Below are 21030 nucleotides of genomic sequence, written 5' to 3'. Positions count from 1 at the left end.
ATTTATATACTTAAAGGCGCTTGAAACACTTCTTCCTCAAATACGTTCTCCTCAGTTTGGGAGTCCGTATCTTCATAGCTTGAGTCGTAACTAGAGTCTTCATCAGAATCGTTCTCTGCATTATGAAGCGGTAACAAAACATCCACAATATAGGTGATGCGTCTTGCTAAAGAGCCGTGTTTATTGACCAAAGGAACAGCATTAAGTTTTTCTACCAAATCACTTATGGAGACTATAGATGTGTTAAGGATGTCAGTTACTTCAGTAATATGGTTTCGATGCCAGTGGCCTGTAAAAAAACGTGTAAGAGTAGAACCTGATTTAGTGTAATCCCTTAGCACTGCCAGTGCTTCCAGTAACACCGTTTCTTTAGATTCACTAACGCGTTGATAAGCATGCAATGCACGCATTTGGTCAAGCCATGCTGTCAATTGAACGTGATTTTTACTACTTGACTCGTTACGTAATCCGTTAATATCTATGGGTATTTTTTTGGATATCAGTATTCTGGTCAGTGTTTTTACTACGTCTAAACTACCAAGTCGAACGCCTTCTAATAATTTTGTATCCCATGCAATTTGGTAATAAGAGGTCAATTTATCAAGAAAAGAAATCAAATCCGGTTTTTGTTTCTCAATTGCCAGATCCAGTGCTGCCATCCATAATGTCCTTGGATAACTAATCTCCCCCTCCCAAAACGATTTGATTGTTTGATATTCATCCATCTCTACTAAATCACGAAGCAGTTCGGTTTTTTCCTGAAAAGATAAAAATCGGGAATGGGGTAGTTGACAAAACAGAGGTAATAAATGAGGTTGTTTTTTTGCTTCCGTGAATATACCCCTTATTAGATCGGGATTTTTTTTAAGAGTGTTATTTTCTTGAAAAAATACTGATACTAACGAATAATTACCCTTTCTCACGGCTTCGTAAAGAACTTCAATATCAGGTTCAAAGTCCCCTTGTAGAGAGCATAGGTTCCGTGCATCCTTTTCTGGCAACTTCTTTATCAGTGTACTTACATCTTTAGAACTAATATTTTTGGCTTTACATGCGCTTTCTAATGTCCTAATCATTGGTTTCCAACCATCTTGGTATGCTCTACCTAAATGGATTAGTAATAATTTTGCATCAAGATAGCCCAGTGCTTTGTCAACTAAAATCAGAATAGTGGAAAAATCAAACCCGTTAAAAGCATGCCGAAACGCTTGCTGCACTGTATTCTTGTCAGGATGTAAACTTGAATCAAATCGTTCATATATTTTGTTTAAGAGTTTGCTATCCTCTGTAGGTATCACAATATCGAGAATTGCCGTTGAAACATCCTTTTGAGTTAAAGCCCTCTCACTCTGTTCCAAAGTGATCTGATAAGCAACTTCAAACCACTTCTCTGCATTTTCCAGGGAATATTGAAATATTTTTTCAAGTTTGGCTTTTGATAGTTCATTCTCCCCTCTTAATTTAATTAAATCGCTGACACCTTCTACCTTACCTTCCCCAAAATAGTAATAGGTAGCACGCTCTATTAGATCTGCACTGAAACGGGTCCCACAAGTTCTAATAAACTGTCTTTGGTGAGTCAATGGCCAATTTTCGGATACATAATCCCATGCGACATGGAAAGTCTCCGGTTTAAAATGACCCTTGGCTTTCTTATCAAGAATACTAATGACTCCATGCCAATGTTCATGACTAAGGGCATTCAAAAATAATGACTGGAGTTCATCACCGGATAGCTCATAGTCAAGTTTACATAATAAAACGAGCTCTTCTGTAGAGTTAGAAAGAACAGCACTGTCGAGCAGTGTTAGATATAACGTTTTTGGTAGTGATAATAATTGACGATTATCAAGCAAAAATTTGAATATTTCTCGATTGTTTGCATCCAATGCAGCCCTATATATCGACTCTATTTGTTCCCCAGTAAGCACCTGAATGACTTCAGGAATCAAAAATAACTTAACAAAAGTTAGATCGCTTAATTTAATTGCCTTAATAAAACCCTTAGAAATCTGGACACTATCAAAAAGTTTACATCGTTGCGTCAGGAGATAAGTCGTAAGTACCAAATTGCGGTTTCGAACTGCTTCTTTTAATAGGAATGGTCTTTCTTCATCCCAAACTATGAAAAACCAATAACGGTTATATTGCGTTAATAATTTAATAATTTGTTTACCAAGCGCACCATCACTTTCAATAAGCACATTGACTAACGCTTGTTGACAGGAAAATATCTCCTTTTCTTCCGATAAATTAAATAAGACAGCCAGCATATCTTCCAATACGAACTTGTCTTGCAATAAAGAAAAACGATATTTGATGAGTGTTTCTTTAAACTTCGTCTCTCTGAAAGTCGGAATCTCTTTATCTGGGTAACGAGTGCGTCGAAAGAAGTGGCTTTTACGCATATAAATAGACCACCGTTCAAACAATGCTTCGTAATCTTTATTGTCAAAAGTGTCCTTGCCCAATCTAAGATCACAGAAAGCAACCCACTCATCATCACAATAGTCATCGAGTTTTTTTAAAAATTTCGCCATTACATACTGAAGATTAGTGTGCTCAATTTCCTCATCAGAAGCGGCATTCTCCTCCTCACTAACATACCCATCTTCACTAACACTCTCTTCACTATCCTCTTCATCACTTGAGGGCTCAGGGACTAACTCATCATCACTACTACTATCTTCTTCACTATAATACTGATCTGAAAAGATAAGTTTTTGATACTCATCTCTCATCATCTCAACTCGACTATCATCCAATAAAACATAAGGAGGCTGTAACAGAAAATTAACAAGCATTTGATAGATCAGATGCGCCAAATGAGTACTCCCGTTCCTCCTTAGCCATTTATGCAAAAGGTAAATAAGATCAAATTTTTTCTCGGCCCCAACTTTGGTATCTGCCAGGAAATTATTTAAATATCCAATAAGTTCCTCGCCTTTGAAAAAATCATAGATAGTCGACTTATGGTAAAAAAGTAAATAAATGATATTGACTTGTTGCTGAGTGATAAGATGATAAGTTAAGGTATCTTTTGAAACCAATTTAGCCAAAAGCTCTAGTCTTAAATAGAGTGGCTTCTCTTCATAATTGGTAATTAATTGATTAATTAAATCAGGTAGAGCATTAAATGCAACACCATTTTCATTTAATGCTTTCCGCCAGAGTGAAAAATTTTCTTCTTTCTTTTGATCATGGTAAAGCCAATTAAACGCATGATAAAAAAACGTGTCTTTGAATAAGCTACACAGATTATTAAAAGCAGTTTGCGAAGATACTCCTGAAAATTCGATTTTATTTTCTTCTGCTACGTTAAGAGTTGCATGGAGACACAATTGGCCAGCTAAATTGTAAGAGCGCCACGCCGATTCTTCTACTGTATGCTTGGTAGCCAGATAGGCTAATTCTTTGGTGGCATTGTTTTCTGATAAGAGCTTATAGAGCCTGGATAATGGATTATCTTCTTGACTCAGATTTTGGATATGAAATCTAAAAATAGCCTGTAGTAAGCCAGAGTTAAGAATTCGTTCTTCAACACTACCCTCCTGGTTTTCTGAGACTTCTTCTTGCTGGCATAACCATACGATAAATGCAGCCAGACGAGTAGGTTCATCAAAATATTCGTCCAATAATGGAATAACTGTAAAAGGCTGGTTCACTTCTTTTAGCTGAAAGTGAATATCCTTAATTAATTCATCAAATGTCTTTGTCTCGACAGCACCCTGCTCTTTCTTTTCTTTAATAAATTGTGCCCCCGCTGGGTAGGCATGCTGTAATTCTTCGTGTTGTTCGTAAAATGCAATAGCGTCGCTATGATTATCAAGGTAATTCGTGAAAACACTGCCTAGTTTTAGTCTACAGACAAATAGTCTTTTTGCATCTTCTTTGAAAATTTTATACTGGTTTGTGAGCCACAGTAGACTAGCTTGGCTAATGTTAGTTAATTCGTCGTCCTGATTTGAGCAAAATGCAATAAAACTCATCGCGCGCTCTATAGCGTTAATGTTCTTTTCTGTGTCGGAGGATTGAGTCTCTGCTTGCTGCAATAGATTGAGATGCTCTTGCGCAGTTTTTTTTAGCAACTCCCAATCTTTAGTGGAAACTGGGATATTCGTTGATAGGGGGAATTTACTATTGCTGATTGCTGAAAACCATTGTATCAATTCAAGTAGTTGCTCAAAACTCATTGGCCTTCTCGGTATAAAAAGCCTTATTGTACATTATTAATTCAGATGAGTGAAATCTTGAAAAACAGATGTCAGAGCAAAATGTCTTTTTTTATATCGATAATCTGTTCGCTTGCAACCGAAGATTTAACATTCACCGTTTAAAACTTTCCCCTTCACTTTCGTCTTCCTCATCGCCTTCTTCTGCCTTTTCAGTTAATGGCTTACTGGGAGAAACAGGCTTTTTTTGCTTACTCTCTTCGTGAGATAAATCTTTGTTAGTCGTCGGTTGGTGCGTGAGTTTGCTAATCTTAGTTACTACTTGTTTATCAGCCGCCATTTTTTCTTCAGTTTTCTCCTGGACCTTTTGCTGATGTTGATGTTCTCGAACGAGTTTAGTTCCTAAAACACTCACCGCAACGACACTGATTGCTACAGACAAGGCAGCGATAGTAATTACTGCGGCAATTGGAGCACCCACCCCAGGAATTATCAATGACAAAGCAGCAATGGCTAAGGCAAAACCAAGAAAAGAAGAGGTATAACCTAATCCTTTAACTAGTTTTTCCTCATTTGACCAATGCTTTTTCTCGAGTTGTTGGCGTTCAATAAAAGTATTTTCACCTTTATTTAATTGGTCTTCCAATTGGGCAATTTCATCACGAGTCCTTGATGAAATTTTTCTTTCCCCAAGAGGCGTTAATTGTAGTTCATTATAAAGTTCGGCACTATTTCTTATAAAATCAATAGCTCCATAGGCTAAAACAGCGCCCCCAATGACTAATCCTGGAATAATCAATGGCGGGAACGCAATACTTAATACGGCAGCTGCAGCTACAAGCAAAGCACCCAGTCCTATCCAACTGATGTCTGCGATTAATTTTTTACGATTATTTGTTTCCTTCAGATAAGATAAGCGAGTATCAGCCAACATATGATTGTTCTGCTCTATAAGAGCTATGGACATGAGATTTGCCAATTGCTGATGAGATTCATTCGCTAATAGACCTTCTATCAACAGATTTTTGTGCGTTTCAAAAATACGTGCATCAGATTCGCCTTTCAAGAAATCCAATTCTATCTTCCAATGGGTATACTGCTCATGTTCTTTAAACCACGTAGGTAATTTTTCATGCAAGGTCTTAAAATTTTCTGCTGTTGCACTGCGCAATACCTGTAGAAGCTCTCTATAAAATCGATAATCTTCTAATGGACCTTCCAAATCCTCTTCTAAATTAAGCTGATTTTTAACGCCCACGATTAATTGATTAAACCGTTGTTGCTGCAGCATAAACACTTCTTTTGAAGTCGCTTGCAGCATTCCTTTTATCGACTCCTGAGCGGCAATTAAAATTTTCTTTTGTAGCTGTTTCGCTTGCTCAGAAGACGTTTTACTAATCCAATCATCCATAATGGCTCGTAATTGATGTTCCATAACTAATGCAGCAGTCAACTCTCTTGTTAACGAATCCTGATTAAAATTTGAAGTCTCTTCATTTAAATCTTGTACCATTATCTAATTTCCTAAATCTCAATAGAATGAATAATACCTTAAATCTCATTAAAACTAATGCTTTCCCTAAATAACTGTCACTAAACTAAACTATAGTAAAGTGATAAACGAATTCCTACGATGAATGTTAAAGATAAACTAGCTCTAGCAATATCTGCACGAAATCCTGTGGAGTGCAGTTATCATAAAAAAAAGCGACTTATTGAACCCTATCACTATGGCATTTTAGGGAATGAAGAGCAGTTACATTGTTTTCAATATGCCGGAGAAAGTGAGTCCGGAGGTATTCCGCAATGGCGAAACTTAAAACTTGATGATATTCACACTGTGCGCATTTTGGATGATAAGCAATTCACCATACGAGACACTTATCACCCTGAAAATGCTCATTATACCAAGATTGAAAAAAGTATAACTATCTCAAACTAATCTGTGCTTCTTGGTCTAAATCAATTCCGTAATTATTCTGAATTACTCCTGAGAGATGCTCATACATTTCAAGAACCAAATCGTATCGACTACTCGAAGACCCCTCTTTCGCAGTAAGCCATGTATCCATTGCTTTCAACAATGCCCTGTCATTTTTTTCTGAAGGTTCCAAGCTAGAATGGGTAAGAAATGCTTGATCAAGCACTTCAGTTTCCTTGGTTTTAAACCAAGAGGCAGCTTTACTCCCCTCCGTCCAGTGTTTCAAGAAGTAATCTGTGTGTTTCAACTCTTCACGATTCCAATGTGCAATCTGTTGTTGCAAAACCCCATGGTTTTCTTCTAAGTAATGCTTAATATGGCCACGCAAGCATTCTACCTGATAGTAACGTGATGTAGAGCTATTTTCTTTAAGCATTAACCACCGATCAGTTTGTTTGAAAAGCTTTATCAATTCATCTTTATTATTTAAATCTATTGTCTTAAGGGACTTAACAAGCTCTTTGGTGAGCTGTGTTGATCGAGACGTATTTTCATGGCTTTGCCACCAGTCTAATAATGTTTCTTTCTTATCATTCCATTGCATCCCTTTACGAACATGTCCTTTTGGATGCAATTTATCGATATAGCGATAAGCCTGATTACCTAAACCAAAAAAGCCCTGCATCTTGCTTGCTACCGGAAAAAGAGTAGGCTCTTCACTTTCATATTTGCTATAGGTTGCCTTGGCAACTGCAGTTTTTCTTTCAACAGCACCCTCTTTAACCAACCCTAACTTCACTTTTTTACTAGGCTCGCGGGGATCAGGACCTGTTTTAGCATCAAGATATTTTGCCATCTGCATGTGCATATGTTCTTCACCAGTAGGTGCGTTAGGTCTATCTTGATGGTGACTTTCACGAGGGATAATAATCAAATCACGATGTGCTTTTCTTGGTAATTTGGGCAGAATTTGAGAGAAAAAACCACGATGAATCACACGCTCAGTTTCATGTAATGATTCTGCTTTGTAAGTATCCACTAAATAGGAAAATTCCTGGGGTGTCATTGAATATTTTCTTTCTTTATTGGCATCGATTTTTAATTCTTTAAACACTGCGGCGGTATAATCCCCAAATCTATATCCTAACTCCTGCAACTCCCCTTGAGAGTTAACGTAATAAGGCTTTACATTTGTTTTATATTTTGCAGACTCTATCTCATCTCCTGTTACTTTGTCCTTTACAGCATCAATAACTTCATAAAAGGGTGCCTCTCCTACAAATAGATAGCTATTTTTATAGGGCGTTAAGTCCTCAGGTATTTCCTTTTTTACATGCAAATCTACATTAGCCATAGAACCTGTATAAGAGCCAAGAATTACCGAGACATTACGAAGATTGGTGAGGTCACTGCAATCTGCAATACTGCCAGCATTAGTCAATGGCCCCTGATAGCTATTACCAGGAACAGGCTGATCAGCAACAATATCTACGGGAATTTGAGGTGCCATTCTATGTAATGCTCTTGCCACTTCAAAACAGGTTACAGCACCACGGCTATAACCACATAAGGTAATACTTTCAATTTCTTCCTTGGCTACACGACCCTCAATAGTCGTACGATCAAGTCTTACACCGATACTTTCCAGAAGTTTATTATCCACAGCCTCCTGCGAATGTTCGGCAGGCGAGAAGCTTTTTAAGGCTGCTAATTTTACTTTCGTATCTTCAGCTTTAAACAATTTGCCGACAAAACGGTTAGCAAATGCTTTAAGATTAGGAAAAAGACCACTATTGCAGACCTCAGGTTCATCACATCCTTTCACAAAGACGGTGCAAACTTTGCTTCTGTTCACATAATCATAATGATCACCAAAGGTGTCTCCTGGATTACCGGTGCCACAAAAATAGATTACTAGATGCATGATTTCTTCCCAAACAGTCTTTGTATTTATTGTAGGAAAGAATTATTAAGGATAAATTAAATCGCAATCTTTGGATGGTATAGTTTAGTCTAAGGAATAAATGGAACTTTCATGAATTATTTGTTTCTGACATCTTGAAACAAATCTTTTATTAGGATTTTTGTCAATAACTCATTGAATATTAATAGTAGTTTTTGAATAAAATTTAGAATATAAGTTCATTAAAAATGCATTATTGTTGCATTTACAGCCCAAAGTGAGTTATATTGGTTCAAATTTGACTTTTTTGGGTGCAGTATGGGTGTTACTAAAAAATTCAAAACTCGTTCGGAGTATTTGGCCAATTATGGAAACGAAGACCGCGAAACTATTGAACAAACTCCAGTCGATGCATCTAATTATCAATCACTTCATGCCAATTTATCAAAGCTTATAGATAGTGGGGATGCTCACGCACTTAAAACAGCCCTGGCATCTGAATTCATTTATCCTTAAGTTTTAGGTACTGAAAATATAGTCATTTATAATTCATTTCCTAAAAGTCCAGGTAATTACCTCCGAATAGGAGAACGGCTTGTTTATTTTCCAAACCCTGATTATGGTAAAGGCCAACGCGACACAGAGACTTATGAAACACATCGAGTTGCTCCGCTTCTAGAAGAATTGGTGAACAACCATTTTGAAGATTTTTTAAAATTACTCGAAAATGCTTCTGAAGAATGCCAATTAGCTCTGCTGGATTTTACAGGACTGGATTTAAGTCATGTTAATTTCGAGCAATTTCAACATAAAATTCAATCAAAACTGGCATCTGTTATATTAACCAAAGCCAATTTAGTTTCTGCAAAAGGGTTAACACAAGAATTCCTCGACAATTGCAAAGAGTATACTGACGCTCAACTACCCAAGACTTTAATTCCCTCATGGACTGCTACAAAAACAAAACAGGTTCACCATTATCTCGATGAACTTAGCGCCTATGGAACTATCTTGTCTACATCGAATTTTGAAGCAGGTAGAGAAAAAGGAAAGTTGGCAATAGCCTTGGCTAAGGAGCTCAAGGATAAGATTCGATATACAACCAAGCATAATGGAGCATTTCAAACGGAGTTTTTAAAACTTTTGCACAAGCATGATGAAGTTTTTAATGAGCCTCGTTTTTATGGGCTTAAGAAAATTATTGCCAATATTGCTCTTTTTATCTTAGGCTTTGCAGTTGGCTACGCCGCTGCAGCAGCACGGCACAAAAGAGAAACGGGGAGTTACTTCTTCTTTAGTAAAACGCAGACTCAAGAAAACATTGAAAACGTTCAAAAAGCATCGCAGAGTACTGACGAATCTACTGAATTTCATACAGCAGATATATCGACTGCTTTCTCTTAATTTGCTACAAAACTTTCTGATGATGGATACCGCGCATAAAGCGCGGTAGGTAGGATAGGGATTTACTATCAACTACCGCGGTCTCCATAAAATAATGGAATTGCTTCAGTCCATTCAAAATAGTACTGCCGAATCTACTCAATTTCATGCACAGATACATCGACTGCTTTTCTTAATTTGCCACGAAACTTTCTTGATAATGGATACCGCGCATAAAGCGCGGTAGGTAGGATAGGGATTTACTATCAACTACCGCGGTCTCCATAAAATAATGGAATTGCTTCAGTCCATTCAAAATAGTACTGCCGAATCTACTCAATTTCATGCACAGATACATCGACTGCTTTTCTTAATTTGCCACGAAACTTTCTTGATAATGGATACCGCGCATAAAGCGCGGTACGTAGGATAAGGGATTTACTCTCAACGTACCACGCGGTACGTAGGATAAGGATTTACTCTCAACGTACCACGCGGTACGTAGGAAGGATTTACTCTCAATATACCACGCGGTACGTAGGATAAGGATTTACTCTCAACATACCACGCGGTACGTAGGATAAGGATTTACTCTCAACATACCACGCGGTACGTAGGATAAGGATTTACTCTCAACGTACCACGCGGTACGTAGGAAGGATTTACTCTCAACATACCACGCGGTACGTAGGAAGGATTTACTCTCAACATACCACGCGGTACGTAGGATAAGGATTTACTCTCAACATACCACGCGGTACGTAGGATAAGGATTTACTCTCAACATACCACGCGGTACGTAGGAAGGATTTACTCTCAACATACCACGCGGTACGTAGGATAAGGGATTTACTGTCAACGTACAACGCGGTACGTTGGATAGGGATTTACTGTCGACGTACCGCGCTGTACGTTAGATAGGGATTTACTGTCCACTTACCGCGCTGTACGTCAGATAGGAATTTACTTTCCACGTACCGCGCTTTATGCGCGGTATCCATTTCAAATGTCGAGAACAATGGATTGCTTCACATTGCCTAAAATTTTGAATTTTGGCTATATTTAAAGTGGGAGTTAGGATGAGGTTAAGGGTAGTTCAATCCTTCATCACTAATAATAATTTAATAAATTAACCTATTTCTAAAATGCCAGATACTTTACGAATAGCTACATACAATATTAATTGGGGAAAAGGTCCTTGGAGACTTACCTCCCCGACGACCAGCATGGATGCATTAAGAAAGACCGATGCAGACATTATTCTTTTGCAAGAAACCACTCCTTTCTGGCAGGAGATGCTAGAGAAGAATTTTGCTAAACGTTACCCTCATCGTTATTTTCGACATTACAAGAATGCAGGGGGATTAGCGGTAATGGGTAAATATCCTTGCCATACCATTGAATATGATCATCCCCAAATTGGTTGGCATCCAATTTGGATTTTTGAATCCAAAACACCTTTAGGCCCGATACAATTTGCCAATTTACACCTGACACCGCCACTCGTTAATGAAGCTAGTATGGGTTTTATGTTCCATGCTCTGTTCACTTCCCCACCAATTCGTTTGCAAGAAATTTATCATGTCAAAGAACATTTACATCCTCAAATACCCACGATTATTGCAGGGGATTTTAACGAGGGAGACAATGGCAATGTTGCAAGCTATCTACGTGATCAAAATTATATTGATGCATTAAATGCTACCCAATTTCGGGGGTATACCTGGCGTTGGCGCAAAGCACTTTTATCATTTCATGAGCGCCTGGATCGTATGTTTTCATCCCCCTCATTAAAACCTGTTAATAGCCAGGTAATTTATGATGGTGATTCAGATCATTTTCCTTTATTAGTTGACTTCATCAACGATAAGCATTGAAAAATATTGATTGAGATTGCTTCGCTACGCTCGTAATGACGGGTGCATATAAGGAAATTCCTTAATGCTTTTCAAGACACATTCCCCCCTACCTGTCTCAGCTTATCCGAGGCCCATTACCCCCCCTACATCTCTCGGCTTGTCCGAAGGCCCATTACCCCTTACCTCTCTCGGCTTGTCCGAGGGCCCATTACCCCTTACCTCTCTCGGCTTGTCCGAGGGCCCATTTACTTCCTACTTGCCTCGGCTTGTCCGAGGCATCCAGAAAGATAGTAGATAACCGCAAATTTTTAATCCCATTCTCACAAGCTTAAAAATAATTTACTGAGCACTCGCGGCGCGCAAACGAATACGTTCTAATCCTTGCTCCAAACGCGCCAGGGTGCGTTCTTTGCCAAGCAATGTTAACGTCATATCAATAGCAGGTGACATACTGCTACCTGTTACGGCTACACGCAATGGTTGTGCTATTTTGCCCATATTCATGTCAAATTCTGCACTGACATCATTGATACATTCCTGAAGCGCATCTTTCTCCCAAAGAGATATCCCTTGAAATTTTTGCAAAAGTGTTTCAAGAGGAGACAAAATGACAGGCCTTAAATGCTTCTTCACGGCTTCTTCATCATATTCAATTGCATCTTGATAGAAATAAAGGCTCTTCTCACAAATTTCGACGAGTGTTTTACATCGCTCTGCTTGAATTTGCACTAAATCCTCTAATTTAGGCCCCTGAGTTAAATCGATACCACGCTGCTCAAAATGCCATTGTAACGCTTTGGCAACTTCTTTAGGCGCATCGCTTTTTTGATAGTGCTGATTTAACCAATGTAGTTTTTCATAATTGAAACTCGATACCCCACGACTTACATTTTTTAAGTCAAACAAGTTAATCATTTCTTCAACACTAAAAATTTCTTGATCGCCACAAGACCAACCAAGACGTACTAAATAATTCAGTAGTGCATGAGGTAAAAATCCTAACTCTTTAAATTGCAGCACACTCACTGCACCATGGCGTTTGGAAAGACGCTTACCATCATCGCCAAGAATCATCGGTAAATGAGCGAAAACAGGTATAGGCGCATTAAGTGCCTTGAATAAATTGATTTGTCTTGGCGTATTATTGATGTGATCGTCTCCTCGAATAACATGAGTAATATTCATGTCCCAATCATCAATAACCACTGCAAAATTATAGGTAGGATTGCCATCAGAGCGAACTAGAATCAGATCATCAAGTTCGCAATTGTCGATATGAATATCACCGTACACTTCATCAGCAAACGAGACTACACCACTATGCGGATTTTTGAAGCGTATCACATAGGGATTATCACTTTCAGGCAAATTTTTATTGCGACAGCATCCGTCATAACGAGGTTTTTCCTTAGCGGCTAATTGAGCTTCACGTAGTGCCTCCAAACGTTCTTTACTGCATTCGCAACGGTAAGCCTTGCCTTCATTCAAAAGCATTTGAGCAATTTCCTGGTAACGATCATAACGCTTAGTTTGGTAAATAGGCCCTTCATCCCAATGGAGTCCCAACCACTCCATTCCATCGAGAATAGCTTGCACGGATTCTTGAGTCGAACGTTCTTGATCAGTATCTTCAATGCGCAATACAAATTCACCTTGGTGGTGTCTTGCATAAAGCCAGGAAAACAATGCCGTACGTACACCGCCCACATGTAAAAAACCAGTGGGACTAGGGGCAAAACGAGTTCTAACAACCATTAAAAAGCTCCGTTGTAAGCGAGGAAATAATCAAGCTATAATAGCTCAGTTTAGCAACAACAAAAACCCATAAGGCCCGCTTTCTATAGCATTTTCACAAATCATTGCTATGAATTTGCTAAGCTTAAGCAGATGCATTTAAAAGATTGTGAGCCAAGGTTTTTATCTGTTATTTGGAATAATCAAGGCTAGAGTATAAGTGAACATCAGAATTATCTCATAGGGAATCACGTGCCGATACTAGTTGCCATGACATGCAGGAGACGCCAATGATGAAACGACTTGGCATTAAGTATCAGCTCCGCATTACCACTTTAATCCCAGTATTCCTGGTCGCCCTTTTATTTGCTGTTTTTTATAATGGTCAATTTAATAAAGACTTAAATCAACATATGTCTCGGCTTGGCGAAGCCTATATTCGTCAACTTTTACCCGCTGCGCAATTTGCCATGATGCGCAATGATAGTAAAACCTTACAGGGATTAATCAATGCCTCGACTATTAATCCGGAAATTAAATCCCTAGCTTTCTATAATGCACAAGGACAATTATTGGCTTATCGTGGTGGTAAACATTCTATCCACAAGCCTTTTACCCCTCCTGAATTCACAGGCGACTACATAGAAAGCAAGCAAATAGAACCTTATACAATTAATTTTACAGCCCCAATTACTATTCCAAAATTTAATCTTTATTCAACAAACTCGTTAAAAAAATCGACGAATCGCACCCTACAAGCTGATGATATTCTTGGTTGGTTGTCACTGGATATTGATACCCAGTCCATGCTTATCAAGCGCTACCAGATGTATATTGTGACCATTTTCATTACGCTTTTAGGTTTATTAATTAGTTTAACGATTCATTTCTTTTTATCCAGACGCATTTATCTTCCCATTGCACGCTTAAGACGAAGCATGAAACAAATTCTTAGCAATGAGTTTGAGACGCACATTAGCACAACCAGTACAGGTGAGTTAGGGATGATTGAAAAAGGCTGTTCACATTTGCAGAAAGCCTATTTGAATACCATCAAAGATTTAAATCATCATATTGAGGTAGCGACTGAAGATTTGCAGCAAGGTCTGGAATTACTTGAAGAAAAAAATATTCAGCTGTCGTTAGAGAAGAAAAAATGTGAAGAAAAGAGCAGACAAAAATCCGAGTTCATTGCCAATATGAGTCATGAAATTCGTAATCCGATGAATGGTGTGATTGGATTTACTAATGTGTTGCTGGAATCCAAACTGGATAGTTTGCAGTTGGATTATGTGAAAACCATTAAATCCTCAGCGCAGGATTTGTTAACTATTATTAACGACATTCTTGATTACTCTAAAATGGACGCAGGTAAATTGCATCTAGACTGCATCCCTTTAGATATTCGCTCTTGTATTGACGAAGTATTAGCGTTAGCCGCCCCGAATGCTCATAAGAAAGGACTTGATCTTATCCCGGCAACAGAGGTGAATGTTCCTAGAAAAGTACTTGGTGATCCTATCCGTATTAAGCAAATTATTACTAATCTGGTTAGTAATGCCATTAAATTCACCGATCATGGCTATGTTTTAATTCGCACGTCAATTGAACAAGAAACTGAGAAAGATTACACAGTCTGTTTATCTGTTATCGATACTGGTATTGGTATCTCACCAGAAGATCAGCCCAAATTATTCAATGCATTCAATCAAGCCGATACGACGATTACCCGTCGTTTTGGTGGCTCAGGATTAGGCTTGGTCATTTGTAAAAAACTGACCGAGCAAATGCAGGGACGTATTTCATTTACCAGTGAAGTGAATAAAGGTTCCACTTTTTCAGTGCGTATCAAACTCGAAAAATTAGCAGCCTATGAAGTTGAAAAGGAACAAAGTCATCGTTTCGATAGTCTAAAAGTACTGTGCTTTGATGATAATCCTCTCTATTTGGAAGCAATGTGTAATGGCTTAGGCTATTGGGGCATCGAATGTATCCGCATTCCCGCATTCAATCAACTTGAAAAAGCCTTTAGTGAACATAGTGATTGTTCTTTGGCATTTATTAATGTTAATGAAGGTTGTGAAAAACAGGTCGCTCAAATTTTACGTAAGCAAACAATACCCGCTATTTTAGTCTCCAAATGGGTCATCCATAATCATCAAGCGCTAGGTGCAAAAGCGTTTCTCTTCAAACCAATTAGCATTCAAAAATTGCATGAAATTATTGAATCTGTATTGAACGAGGCGTCCCAAGCCACGAATACTGATCAAGAATTGGATAATCTACGCGCCCAACTGCGCGTTTCCCATCCTGACGTTTTAATTGCTGAAGACAACCCTGTAAATCGCATGTTATTAACCTCTTTACTCCAGGAAAATTCAACGATCGAAACAGTCGATGATGGCGAAGAGGCCGTTAAAATTTGCCAAAGTAAACGCTACAATGCCATATTACTTGACCTGCAAATGCCTAAACTTAACGGTTTGGATGCAGCTCGTCTTATTCGACATGAATCTATGCTGAATAAACAAACACCCATTATTGTGATTAGTGCAGACAGTAGTAATCTCAGTAAAGAGAAGTTAAAAAAAAGCAGGGGTCGATTTCTGTTTACAAAAGCCAATTGATGAAAAGCAATTACTCACTTATTTACTACGTATTGTTAAAAAAGCCAAATCTGCAGCTATCGATTGGCAGCTTTGTGTACAAAAGGTCTCAGGCAACCAGGCATTGGCTGAGGAGTTTTTGAGTCGATTCGTAGAAGAATTACGAAAAAATCGCGAAGAGTTTATTCAGCTTTTACACGATAAAGACATTAAAGGTTTGGAAAGTGCCGCGCACAAGCTTCACGGTGCCTGCTGTTTTTGTGGAGTTCCCCATTTGCAAACGCAAGTCATACGTCTTGAAAAACAGGCAAAAACCGCAAAACAAGTCGATGAGCTAAAAAATACCTTTGCAGAACTTATTCAAAGTATTGACGAAGTGATTGATGAATTTGACAATCTATACCAAACCAGCCCTTCTGATTGAATTTATACCTCGGAGAAATTATGTCCATTAAAAACGCAATCTACGCCCAGTCCGGTGGAGTTACCGCAGTTATTAACGCATCGGCGTGTGGGGTGATTCAAACGGCTCGTAAACATCCGGAACAAATCGGAAAAGTCTACGCCGCACAAAATGGAATTATCGGCGCTTTAAATGAGTTATTGATTGATACTTCTTTAGAAACAGATGCCGATATTGCCAAGCTTTTGCATACTCCATCGGGTGCCTTCGGTTCTTGCCGTTACAAATTAAAAGAGAGTGGACCTGAGTATGAGCGCTTAATTGAAGTCTTTAAAGCACATAATATTGGATATTTTTTCTATAATGGTGGTGGCGACTCTCAAGATACCGCCTACAAAGTCTCCAAATTAAGCAGTGAAATGGGTTATCCGATTACCTGTATTGGCATTCCCAAAACCGTTGATAATGATTTACCCTTTACAGACGCTTGTCCTGGTTTTGGTTCTGTTGCCAAGTATGTGGCTATTTCAACAATGGAAGCAGGATTTGATGTTGCATCCATGGCAGCATCTTCAACCAAAGTCTTTATTCTTGAAGTAATGGGACGCCATGCTGGCTGGATTGCTGCAGCCAGTGGTCTAGCAGGTGAAAAGGCAGAAGAACCTCCTCACATTATTTTGTTTCCTGAAGTACCTTTTAAACAACAACATTTCTTAGGCAAGGTTGATGAGTGCGTTAAAAAATATGGATATTGTGTGGTGGTCGTTTCTGAAGGTATTCGCAATGAAGCAGGGCAATTTTTAAGTGATGCCGGGTTAAGAGATGCCTTTGGCCATGCACAGTTAGGTGGCGTTGCACCCGTTATTGCTCAATTAGTTAAGACGGAATTAGGTTATAAGTATCATTGGGCTGTAGCAGACTACTTACAGCGTGCAGCAAGACATATCGCCTCCCAAGTTGATTTGGATCAGGCCTATGCACTGGGTAAAGCAGCCGTTGACTTAGCATTGCAGGGACACAATGCGATCATGCCTATCATTAAACGCGAGCAAGATTCACCGTATCGTTGGTCTATCAGCCATGTTCCTTTAGCCGATGTAGCCAATCAGGAAAAGAAAATGCCGGCTAATTTTATAAGTGAAGACGGTATGGGGATCACCGATCATTGTCGCCGTTATTTGGCACCTCTGATTCAAGGAGAAGCGTACCCTCCCTATCACGATGGCTTACCTGTGTATATTCGTCTACAAAATAAACTTGTTCCGCAGAAACTTTGATGTAACGGAGTGATTAAACATGTCGCGATTACCGCGACATGTTTACGCATCGTTTGTATATTCTGTTTGTAAATGACACTCGGTAAATTATTTACACCCATAAGGACGATATTTTTCTTCCAGGGTTCCACCCGAACAAGCCCAGGTTAAATCACCATCTGCTTTCATTGTCGGCGTCAGCAATAATGTTCCATCGCCAGCTTCAGGGGTATAAGTAATTGTAATAACGCCTTTGTCGCCAATCGTAATTGATTTCACATTAGCGGTTGGTGTTGGACTCGAATAAGTTGTGGCTTCCTGGGAAGAAGGTAACACATGATTCGCTATCGCAGCTTCTGACACAGCAATTTTTGCGGTAGACGCCAAATTTAATCCTTCTATCACTTTTGCTCGTACGATGTGTTGTCTGTAAGCTGGTACAGCAAGAGAGATAAGAATACCTAAAATTGCCACCACAATCATTAACTCAATAAGTGTAAACCCTTTTTCTTTCATCATTGCTCCCTAAGCATCTTTAAAATTTAAAAAAAGATATCACAGCTATTGGAGGAATTCATTGATTAGATGATTTCAAATATTTTTAGGCTGCATTATCTATACTTGCTTGATAAACAATTTTAACCAAACCCAATTTTATTCGGTATAATTTAGTTATCTTGCAAAAATTTGAGGCAGTGTATGTCGAGAGAAAAACGAATCATCCAGTTAATTACAGATAATTTTACCAGTACTTATTTACAGGTTGACAATGAATCGCATAAACACCACGTACCTGAAGGCTCTGAAACTCATTTTAAAATACTCATGGTTTCTGAAGCCTTTAAGGGTAAATCGATGATTAATCGACACCGCGAAATTAATGCATTATTAGCGGATGAATTAAAAACGGGGTTACATGCTTTAAGTCTACATCTATATACCAATGATGAATGGGATAAACGGAATCAAACAACTCAAGCGTCACCTGCCTGCAGGGATGGTTATCGTCATGGATAAAAAGCAACCTTTTTATTGGCAAACAGAGTGTATCTTAGCCGCGAAACCGCGTGGTTTTCATCTTATTACCTCTGAGCTTGCCCCCCTGCTGACTTCACTACCAGAGATAAATATTGGTTTCGTCCACCTTTTCCTTCAGCATACGTCCGCCTCATTAACGCTCAGTGAAAATACTTGCACTGACGTACGTCTGGATTTGGAATCTTATTTTAATAAAACAATTCCTGATGATAATACTCTTTATCGACATACCTTGGAAGGTGAAGACGACATGCCCGCACACATCAAAAATGTGGTGTTGGGCGCCAGTTTGATGATTCCAATAATGCAAGGAAAACTAGCACTTGGACAATGGCAAGGGATTTATTTGTGTGAACATCGAAATGCGGCACCTGCACGGCGAATTATTATCACCGCGCACGGGATTTAACTCATTTTTTTAGCAACTTCAACTGCCTGCGGCTCGGAATCAGCTTTTATAAATGAGGCTATTGCATTGCCGCCATGAACTAAGGTATCAATCATATTGGCTACATCAGGGGCCGACGTACTACCGGAAGTAACTCCCGCATAGATAGCTCCTAGTCTGATTAAATTAGCGGAAGAAGCACTTACTTCACAAGCAAGTGATGCTGGATCGCTTAATCCAAAATAACTGATTAAATGCACAGCAGCATCCAACCCAAACTCTGCAATAGTTGCATTGGGATCAGTTAATAACGCATAAGTAGCAGCACCAAATGCAGCGAGATTAACAACCTGCAAAGCTGCATGAGGAATACTTTTAGTATTAAGAGAAGCCTTAAATAGTCTAAACATTATATTTCCTTATTAAATTAAAATAACGCCCTGCTATTTAACAAAATGTTATTCAAGATACAAGCTAAATATTTAAAATTTAATCAACGATATCAAGTTTAGACTTCTGGTAATCTAGTCAAAATCCTATGAGCCTGAGTGATTCAAAAAGACCATTATTGAGATTTTAACTAACTACACACAGAGTTATCCACAAATTTTGGGGATAAGTTCATGTATTAAATTTCGAAATTGGGCTTATTTTAAAAGGGTTATAAGAATAGAGCACAGTTTATTAAGGAAAAAGAGCTGTAGAGCAAGAAAAATTATCCACAGATAAGTAGATTAAAATTTAGAATTGTGGGGAAACCATTTTATAGAAAAAAAAATAAAATAAATAGTCTTGACGGCAAATTATTTTTTCTATTGTAGTTTCACTTAATCTTAAAAAAATATCATGCTATCTTATTTGTTTTGCTGAACATCGAAATAGCAAAGAATTAGTTTTCATACCCTTCTTCATCCCTTATAATGCTTATCTTTTTGCCAAACTATCTCATCGGAACTGTTTTATGAAAGCATGGTCTTCGGAAAAAATCCCTGTATTTGCATTAGTGTTATTGATCACCGGAGCCATTGATAGTATCCGTAATTTACCTGCCACAGCGCTATTTGGATCATCATTAATTTTCTTTTTTGCGTTTTCAGCAGTAGTTTTTCTTATCCCTGTTGCATTGGTTTCCGCTGAGCTTGCTTCCCTTTGGCCTGAAGAAGAAGGTGGCGTTTACAGTTGGGTTAAACATGCATTTGGGGAAGGTGTAGCTTTTATCACTATATGGCTACAGTGGATTAATACAATGGTTTGGTACCCTACTATTTTGTCCTTTATTGCAGGTACACTCGCCTATTTGATTAATCCTGCTTTAGCACAAAATAAATATTATTTGATTAGTGTAATTCTTATTGTTTTCTGGTCACTTACGTTTCTCGGTCTTGCAGGCTTACGTGCCTCAGCCGCCTTTGCCAGTTTTTGCGCAATTTTTGGTATGATTCTACCCATGGGATTTATTATCCTCCTTGCCGTCATTTGGCTTATTAAAGGAAATCCACTGGCCATTGATTTAGGTTTACACACCTTGCTCCCACATTGGAAAGATACCCAATCCTGGGTGTCGCTCACCGCAATTATGACCTCCTTTCTGGGAATGGAGCTTGCGGCTGTGCATGTTCGTAATGTTAGGGATCCACAACGTAATTTCCCAAGAGCCATGTTTTTTTCTGTAATTCTAATTCTAACAACAATGATACTGGGCTCGCTTGCAATTGCCTTTGTATTGCCACAAGAAAAAATTAGCTTGGTAGATGGTGTTATGCAAGCGTTTACCAACTTCTTTCAGGCATATCACCTCACTGCACTCATGCCGCTTATTGTGATATTGTTATTGTTAGGTAGTCTGGGAGGCATGGTAAATTGGATTATTTCTCCTGCTAAAGGTTTATTACTGGCAGCAGATAACGGTTTCTTGCCTCATTGGCTCTACCGTTTAAACCAACATGGAATTGCGTCGCGTATTTTAATTTTACAAGCTGTCCTGGTAACCCTCCTATGCAGTGGTTTTTTATTATTCCCCAGTGTTAATGCCATTTATTGGTTATTCACTGATTTGAGTACCGAGCTGTACATCATGATGTATGTTTTGATGTTTATTGCAGCCTGGCGTTCAAAAAACAAATTTGCTCATCTTGCTCGCGCATTTAAAATCCCAGGTGGCAATGTCGGTTATTATTTAACGTGTATTTTAGGCCTGGCGGGTTGTTTTATCACCTTGGTCGTTGGCTTTATTCCTCCTGAAAGCAGTATGGATATGGGTGGAGCCAGTCATTTTCGTCTGGTTTTTGCCTGCGGTATTTTGATTATGGTTTTTCCTGCTTTATTATTATATCTACGGAAAAAAAGAATCGACCGAAAAGGGTGATA

The 21030-nt window shown here is 38.6% G+C and carries 14 protein-coding genes and 1 pseudogene; 9 read left to right on the top strand and 6 right to left on the bottom strand.

The genetic code is table 11. The features are described 5' to 3' along the window. Window positions 1–2: 2 nt before the first annotated feature. Both LHA_RS04410 and LHA_RS04405 read right to left on the bottom strand, forming a co-directional pair. Window positions 3–4193: a DUF5617 domain-containing protein gene (locus tag LHA_RS04410; RefSeq protein WP_045105462.1), complete on the bottom strand. Its 4191-nt coding sequence runs from the start codon at window positions 4191–4193 to the stop codon at window positions 3–5. Between the two features lie 133 nt (window positions 4194–4326). After that, window positions 4327–5685 (bottom strand): EI24 domain-containing protein, encoded by a 1359-nt coding sequence (locus LHA_RS04405; RefSeq protein ID WP_045105461.1) that lies wholly within the window; start codon window positions 5683–5685, stop codon window positions 4327–4329. A gap of 120 nt (window positions 5686–5805) precedes the next feature. On the opposite strand from LHA_RS04405, the gene LHA_RS04400 reads away from it, so the two are divergent. After that, window positions 5806–6114, top strand: a complete 309-nt coding sequence (locus tag LHA_RS04400) for a WYL domain-containing protein (RefSeq protein ID WP_045105460.1) — start codon at window positions 5806–5808, stop codon at window positions 6112–6114. Here LHA_RS04400 and LHA_RS04395 read toward each other — a convergent pair. After that, complete coding sequence (locus LHA_RS04395; RefSeq protein ID WP_045105459.1) at window positions 6101–8017, bottom strand: hypothetical protein; 1917 nt, start codon at window positions 8015–8017, stop codon at window positions 6101–6103. The genes LHA_RS04400 and LHA_RS04395 overlap by 14 nt on opposite strands. Window positions 8018–8314: 297 nt before the next feature. Between LHA_RS04395 and LHA_RS04390 the strand changes: the two genes are divergently transcribed. From LHA_RS04390 to LHA_RS04380, 3 genes are all read left to right on the top strand, one after another. Further along, window positions 8315–8512: a hypothetical protein gene (locus LHA_RS04390; protein ID WP_045105458.1), complete on the top strand. Its 198-nt coding sequence runs from the start codon at window positions 8315–8317 to the stop codon at window positions 8510–8512. Between the two features lie 171 nt (window positions 8513–8683). Next, complete coding sequence (locus tag LHA_RS04385; RefSeq protein ID WP_045105457.1) at window positions 8684–9400, top strand: hypothetical protein; 717 nt, start codon at window positions 8684–8686, stop codon at window positions 9398–9400. Between the two features lie 1124 nt (window positions 9401–10524). Continuing rightward, entirely contained in the window at window positions 10525–11256 is a 732-nt protein-coding gene (locus LHA_RS04380) for an endonuclease/exonuclease/phosphatase family protein (RefSeq protein ID WP_082060280.1), read from the top strand. A gap of 321 nt (window positions 11257–11577) precedes the next feature. On the opposite strand, the gene gltX is transcribed toward LHA_RS04380, so the two are convergent. Continuing rightward, window positions 11578–12993, bottom strand: a complete 1416-nt coding sequence (gene gltX / locus LHA_RS04375) for a glutamate--tRNA ligase (RefSeq protein WP_045105455.1) — start codon at window positions 12991–12993, stop codon at window positions 11578–11580. Between the two features lie 269 nt (window positions 12994–13262). Between gltX and letS the strand changes: the two are divergent. Next, window positions 13263–16002: pseudogene (letS, locus tag LHA_RS04370) on the top strand (two-component system sensor histidine kinase LetS). Between the two features lie 20 nt (window positions 16003–16022). Next, window positions 16023–17258, top strand: a complete 1236-nt coding sequence (locus LHA_RS04365; RefSeq protein WP_045105454.1) for a 6-phosphofructokinase — start codon at window positions 16023–16025, stop codon at window positions 17256–17258. Between the two features lie 87 nt (window positions 17259–17345). Here LHA_RS04365 and LHA_RS04360 read toward each other — a convergent pair whose 3' ends face one another. After that, window positions 17346–17753 carry a pilin gene (locus tag LHA_RS04360; RefSeq protein ID WP_045105453.1) on the bottom strand — a complete coding sequence of 136 codons (408 nt, stop codon included), beginning with the start codon at window positions 17751–17753 and terminating at the stop codon, window positions 17346–17348. A 183-nt stretch (window positions 17754–17936) separates the two neighbouring features. Between LHA_RS04360 and LHA_RS04355 the strand changes: the two genes are divergently transcribed. Both LHA_RS04355 and LHA_RS04350 read left to right on the top strand, forming a co-directional pair. Further along, window positions 17937–18254 (top strand): BolA family protein, encoded by a 318-nt coding sequence (locus LHA_RS04355; RefSeq protein ID WP_045105452.1) that lies wholly within the window; start codon window positions 17937–17939, stop codon window positions 18252–18254. Next, window positions 18247–18684 carry a secondary thiamine-phosphate synthase enzyme YjbQ gene (locus LHA_RS04350; protein ID WP_045105451.1) on the top strand — a complete coding sequence of 146 codons (438 nt, stop codon included), beginning with the start codon at window positions 18247–18249 and terminating at the stop codon, window positions 18682–18684. Before LHA_RS04355 ends, LHA_RS04350 begins: the two co-directional genes overlap by 8 nt. Here LHA_RS04350 and LHA_RS04345 read toward each other — a convergent pair. Then, window positions 18681–19073: a hypothetical protein gene (locus LHA_RS04345; RefSeq protein WP_045105450.1), complete on the bottom strand. Its 393-nt coding sequence runs from the start codon at window positions 19071–19073 to the stop codon at window positions 18681–18683. The two genes, LHA_RS04350 and LHA_RS04345, sit on opposite strands and share 4 nt — an antisense overlap. Window positions 19074–19624: 551 nt before the next feature. On the opposite strand from LHA_RS04345, the gene LHA_RS04340 reads away from it, so the two are divergent. Further along, a complete protein-coding gene (locus tag LHA_RS04340) occupies window positions 19625–21028 on the top strand; it encodes an APC family permease (RefSeq protein ID WP_045105449.1) in 1404 nt (467 codons plus the stop codon). Window positions 21029–21030: the final 2 nt, after the last annotated feature.

The sequence above is a fragment of the Legionella hackeliae genome, from assembly GCF_000953655.1.
In the GTDB taxonomy this organism is placed as follows: Bacteria; Pseudomonadota; Gammaproteobacteria; order Legionellales; family Legionellaceae; genus Tatlockia; species Tatlockia hackeliae.
Note: the sequence above shows the minus strand (reverse complement) of the source record. Positions and strands in the feature narration are given on the sequence as shown.

Bases quoted from the DNA above. Each gene is read 5' to 3' on its own strand.
- LHA_RS04350 (WP_045105451.1), top strand. From the start codon at position 18,247: ATGGATAAAAAGCAACCTTTTTATTGGCAAACAGAGTGTATCTTAGCC.
- LHA_RS04405 (WP_045105461.1), bottom strand. From the start codon at position 5,685: ATGGTACAAGATTTAAATGAAGAGACTTCAAATTTTAATCAGGATTCG.
- LHA_RS04355 (WP_045105452.1), top strand. From the start codon at position 17,937: ATGTCGAGAGAAAAACGAATCATCCAGTTAATTACAGATAATTTTACC.
- LHA_RS04410 (WP_045105462.1), bottom strand. From the start codon at position 4,193: ATGAGTTTTGAGCAACTACTTGAATTGATACAATGGTTTTCAGCAATC.
- LHA_RS04360 (WP_045105453.1), bottom strand. From the start codon at position 17,753: ATGAAAGAAAAAGGGTTTACACTTATTGAGTTAATGATTGTGGTGGCA.
- LHA_RS04395 (WP_045105459.1), bottom strand. From the start codon at position 8,017: ATGCATCTAGTAATCTATTTTTGTGGCACCGGTAATCCAGGAGACACC.
- gltX (WP_045105455.1), bottom strand. From the start codon at position 12,993: ATGGTTGTTAGAACTCGTTTTGCCCCTAGTCCCACTGGTTTTTTACAT.
- LHA_RS04340 (WP_045105449.1), top strand. From the start codon at position 19,625: ATGAAAGCATGGTCTTCGGAAAAAATCCCTGTATTTGCATTAGTGTTA.
- LHA_RS04365 (WP_045105454.1), top strand. From the start codon at position 16,023: ATGTCCATTAAAAACGCAATCTACGCCCAGTCCGGTGGAGTTACCGCA.
- LHA_RS04345 (WP_045105450.1), bottom strand. From the start codon at position 19,073: ATGTTTAGACTATTTAAGGCTTCTCTTAATACTAAAAGTATTCCTCAT.
- LHA_RS04400 (WP_045105460.1), top strand. From the start codon at position 5,806: ATGAATGTTAAAGATAAACTAGCTCTAGCAATATCTGCACGAAATCCT.
- LHA_RS04390 (WP_045105458.1), top strand. From the start codon at position 8,315: ATGGGTGTTACTAAAAAATTCAAAACTCGTTCGGAGTATTTGGCCAAT.
- LHA_RS04380 (WP_082060280.1), top strand. From the start codon at position 10,525: ATGCCAGATACTTTACGAATAGCTACATACAATATTAATTGGGGAAAA.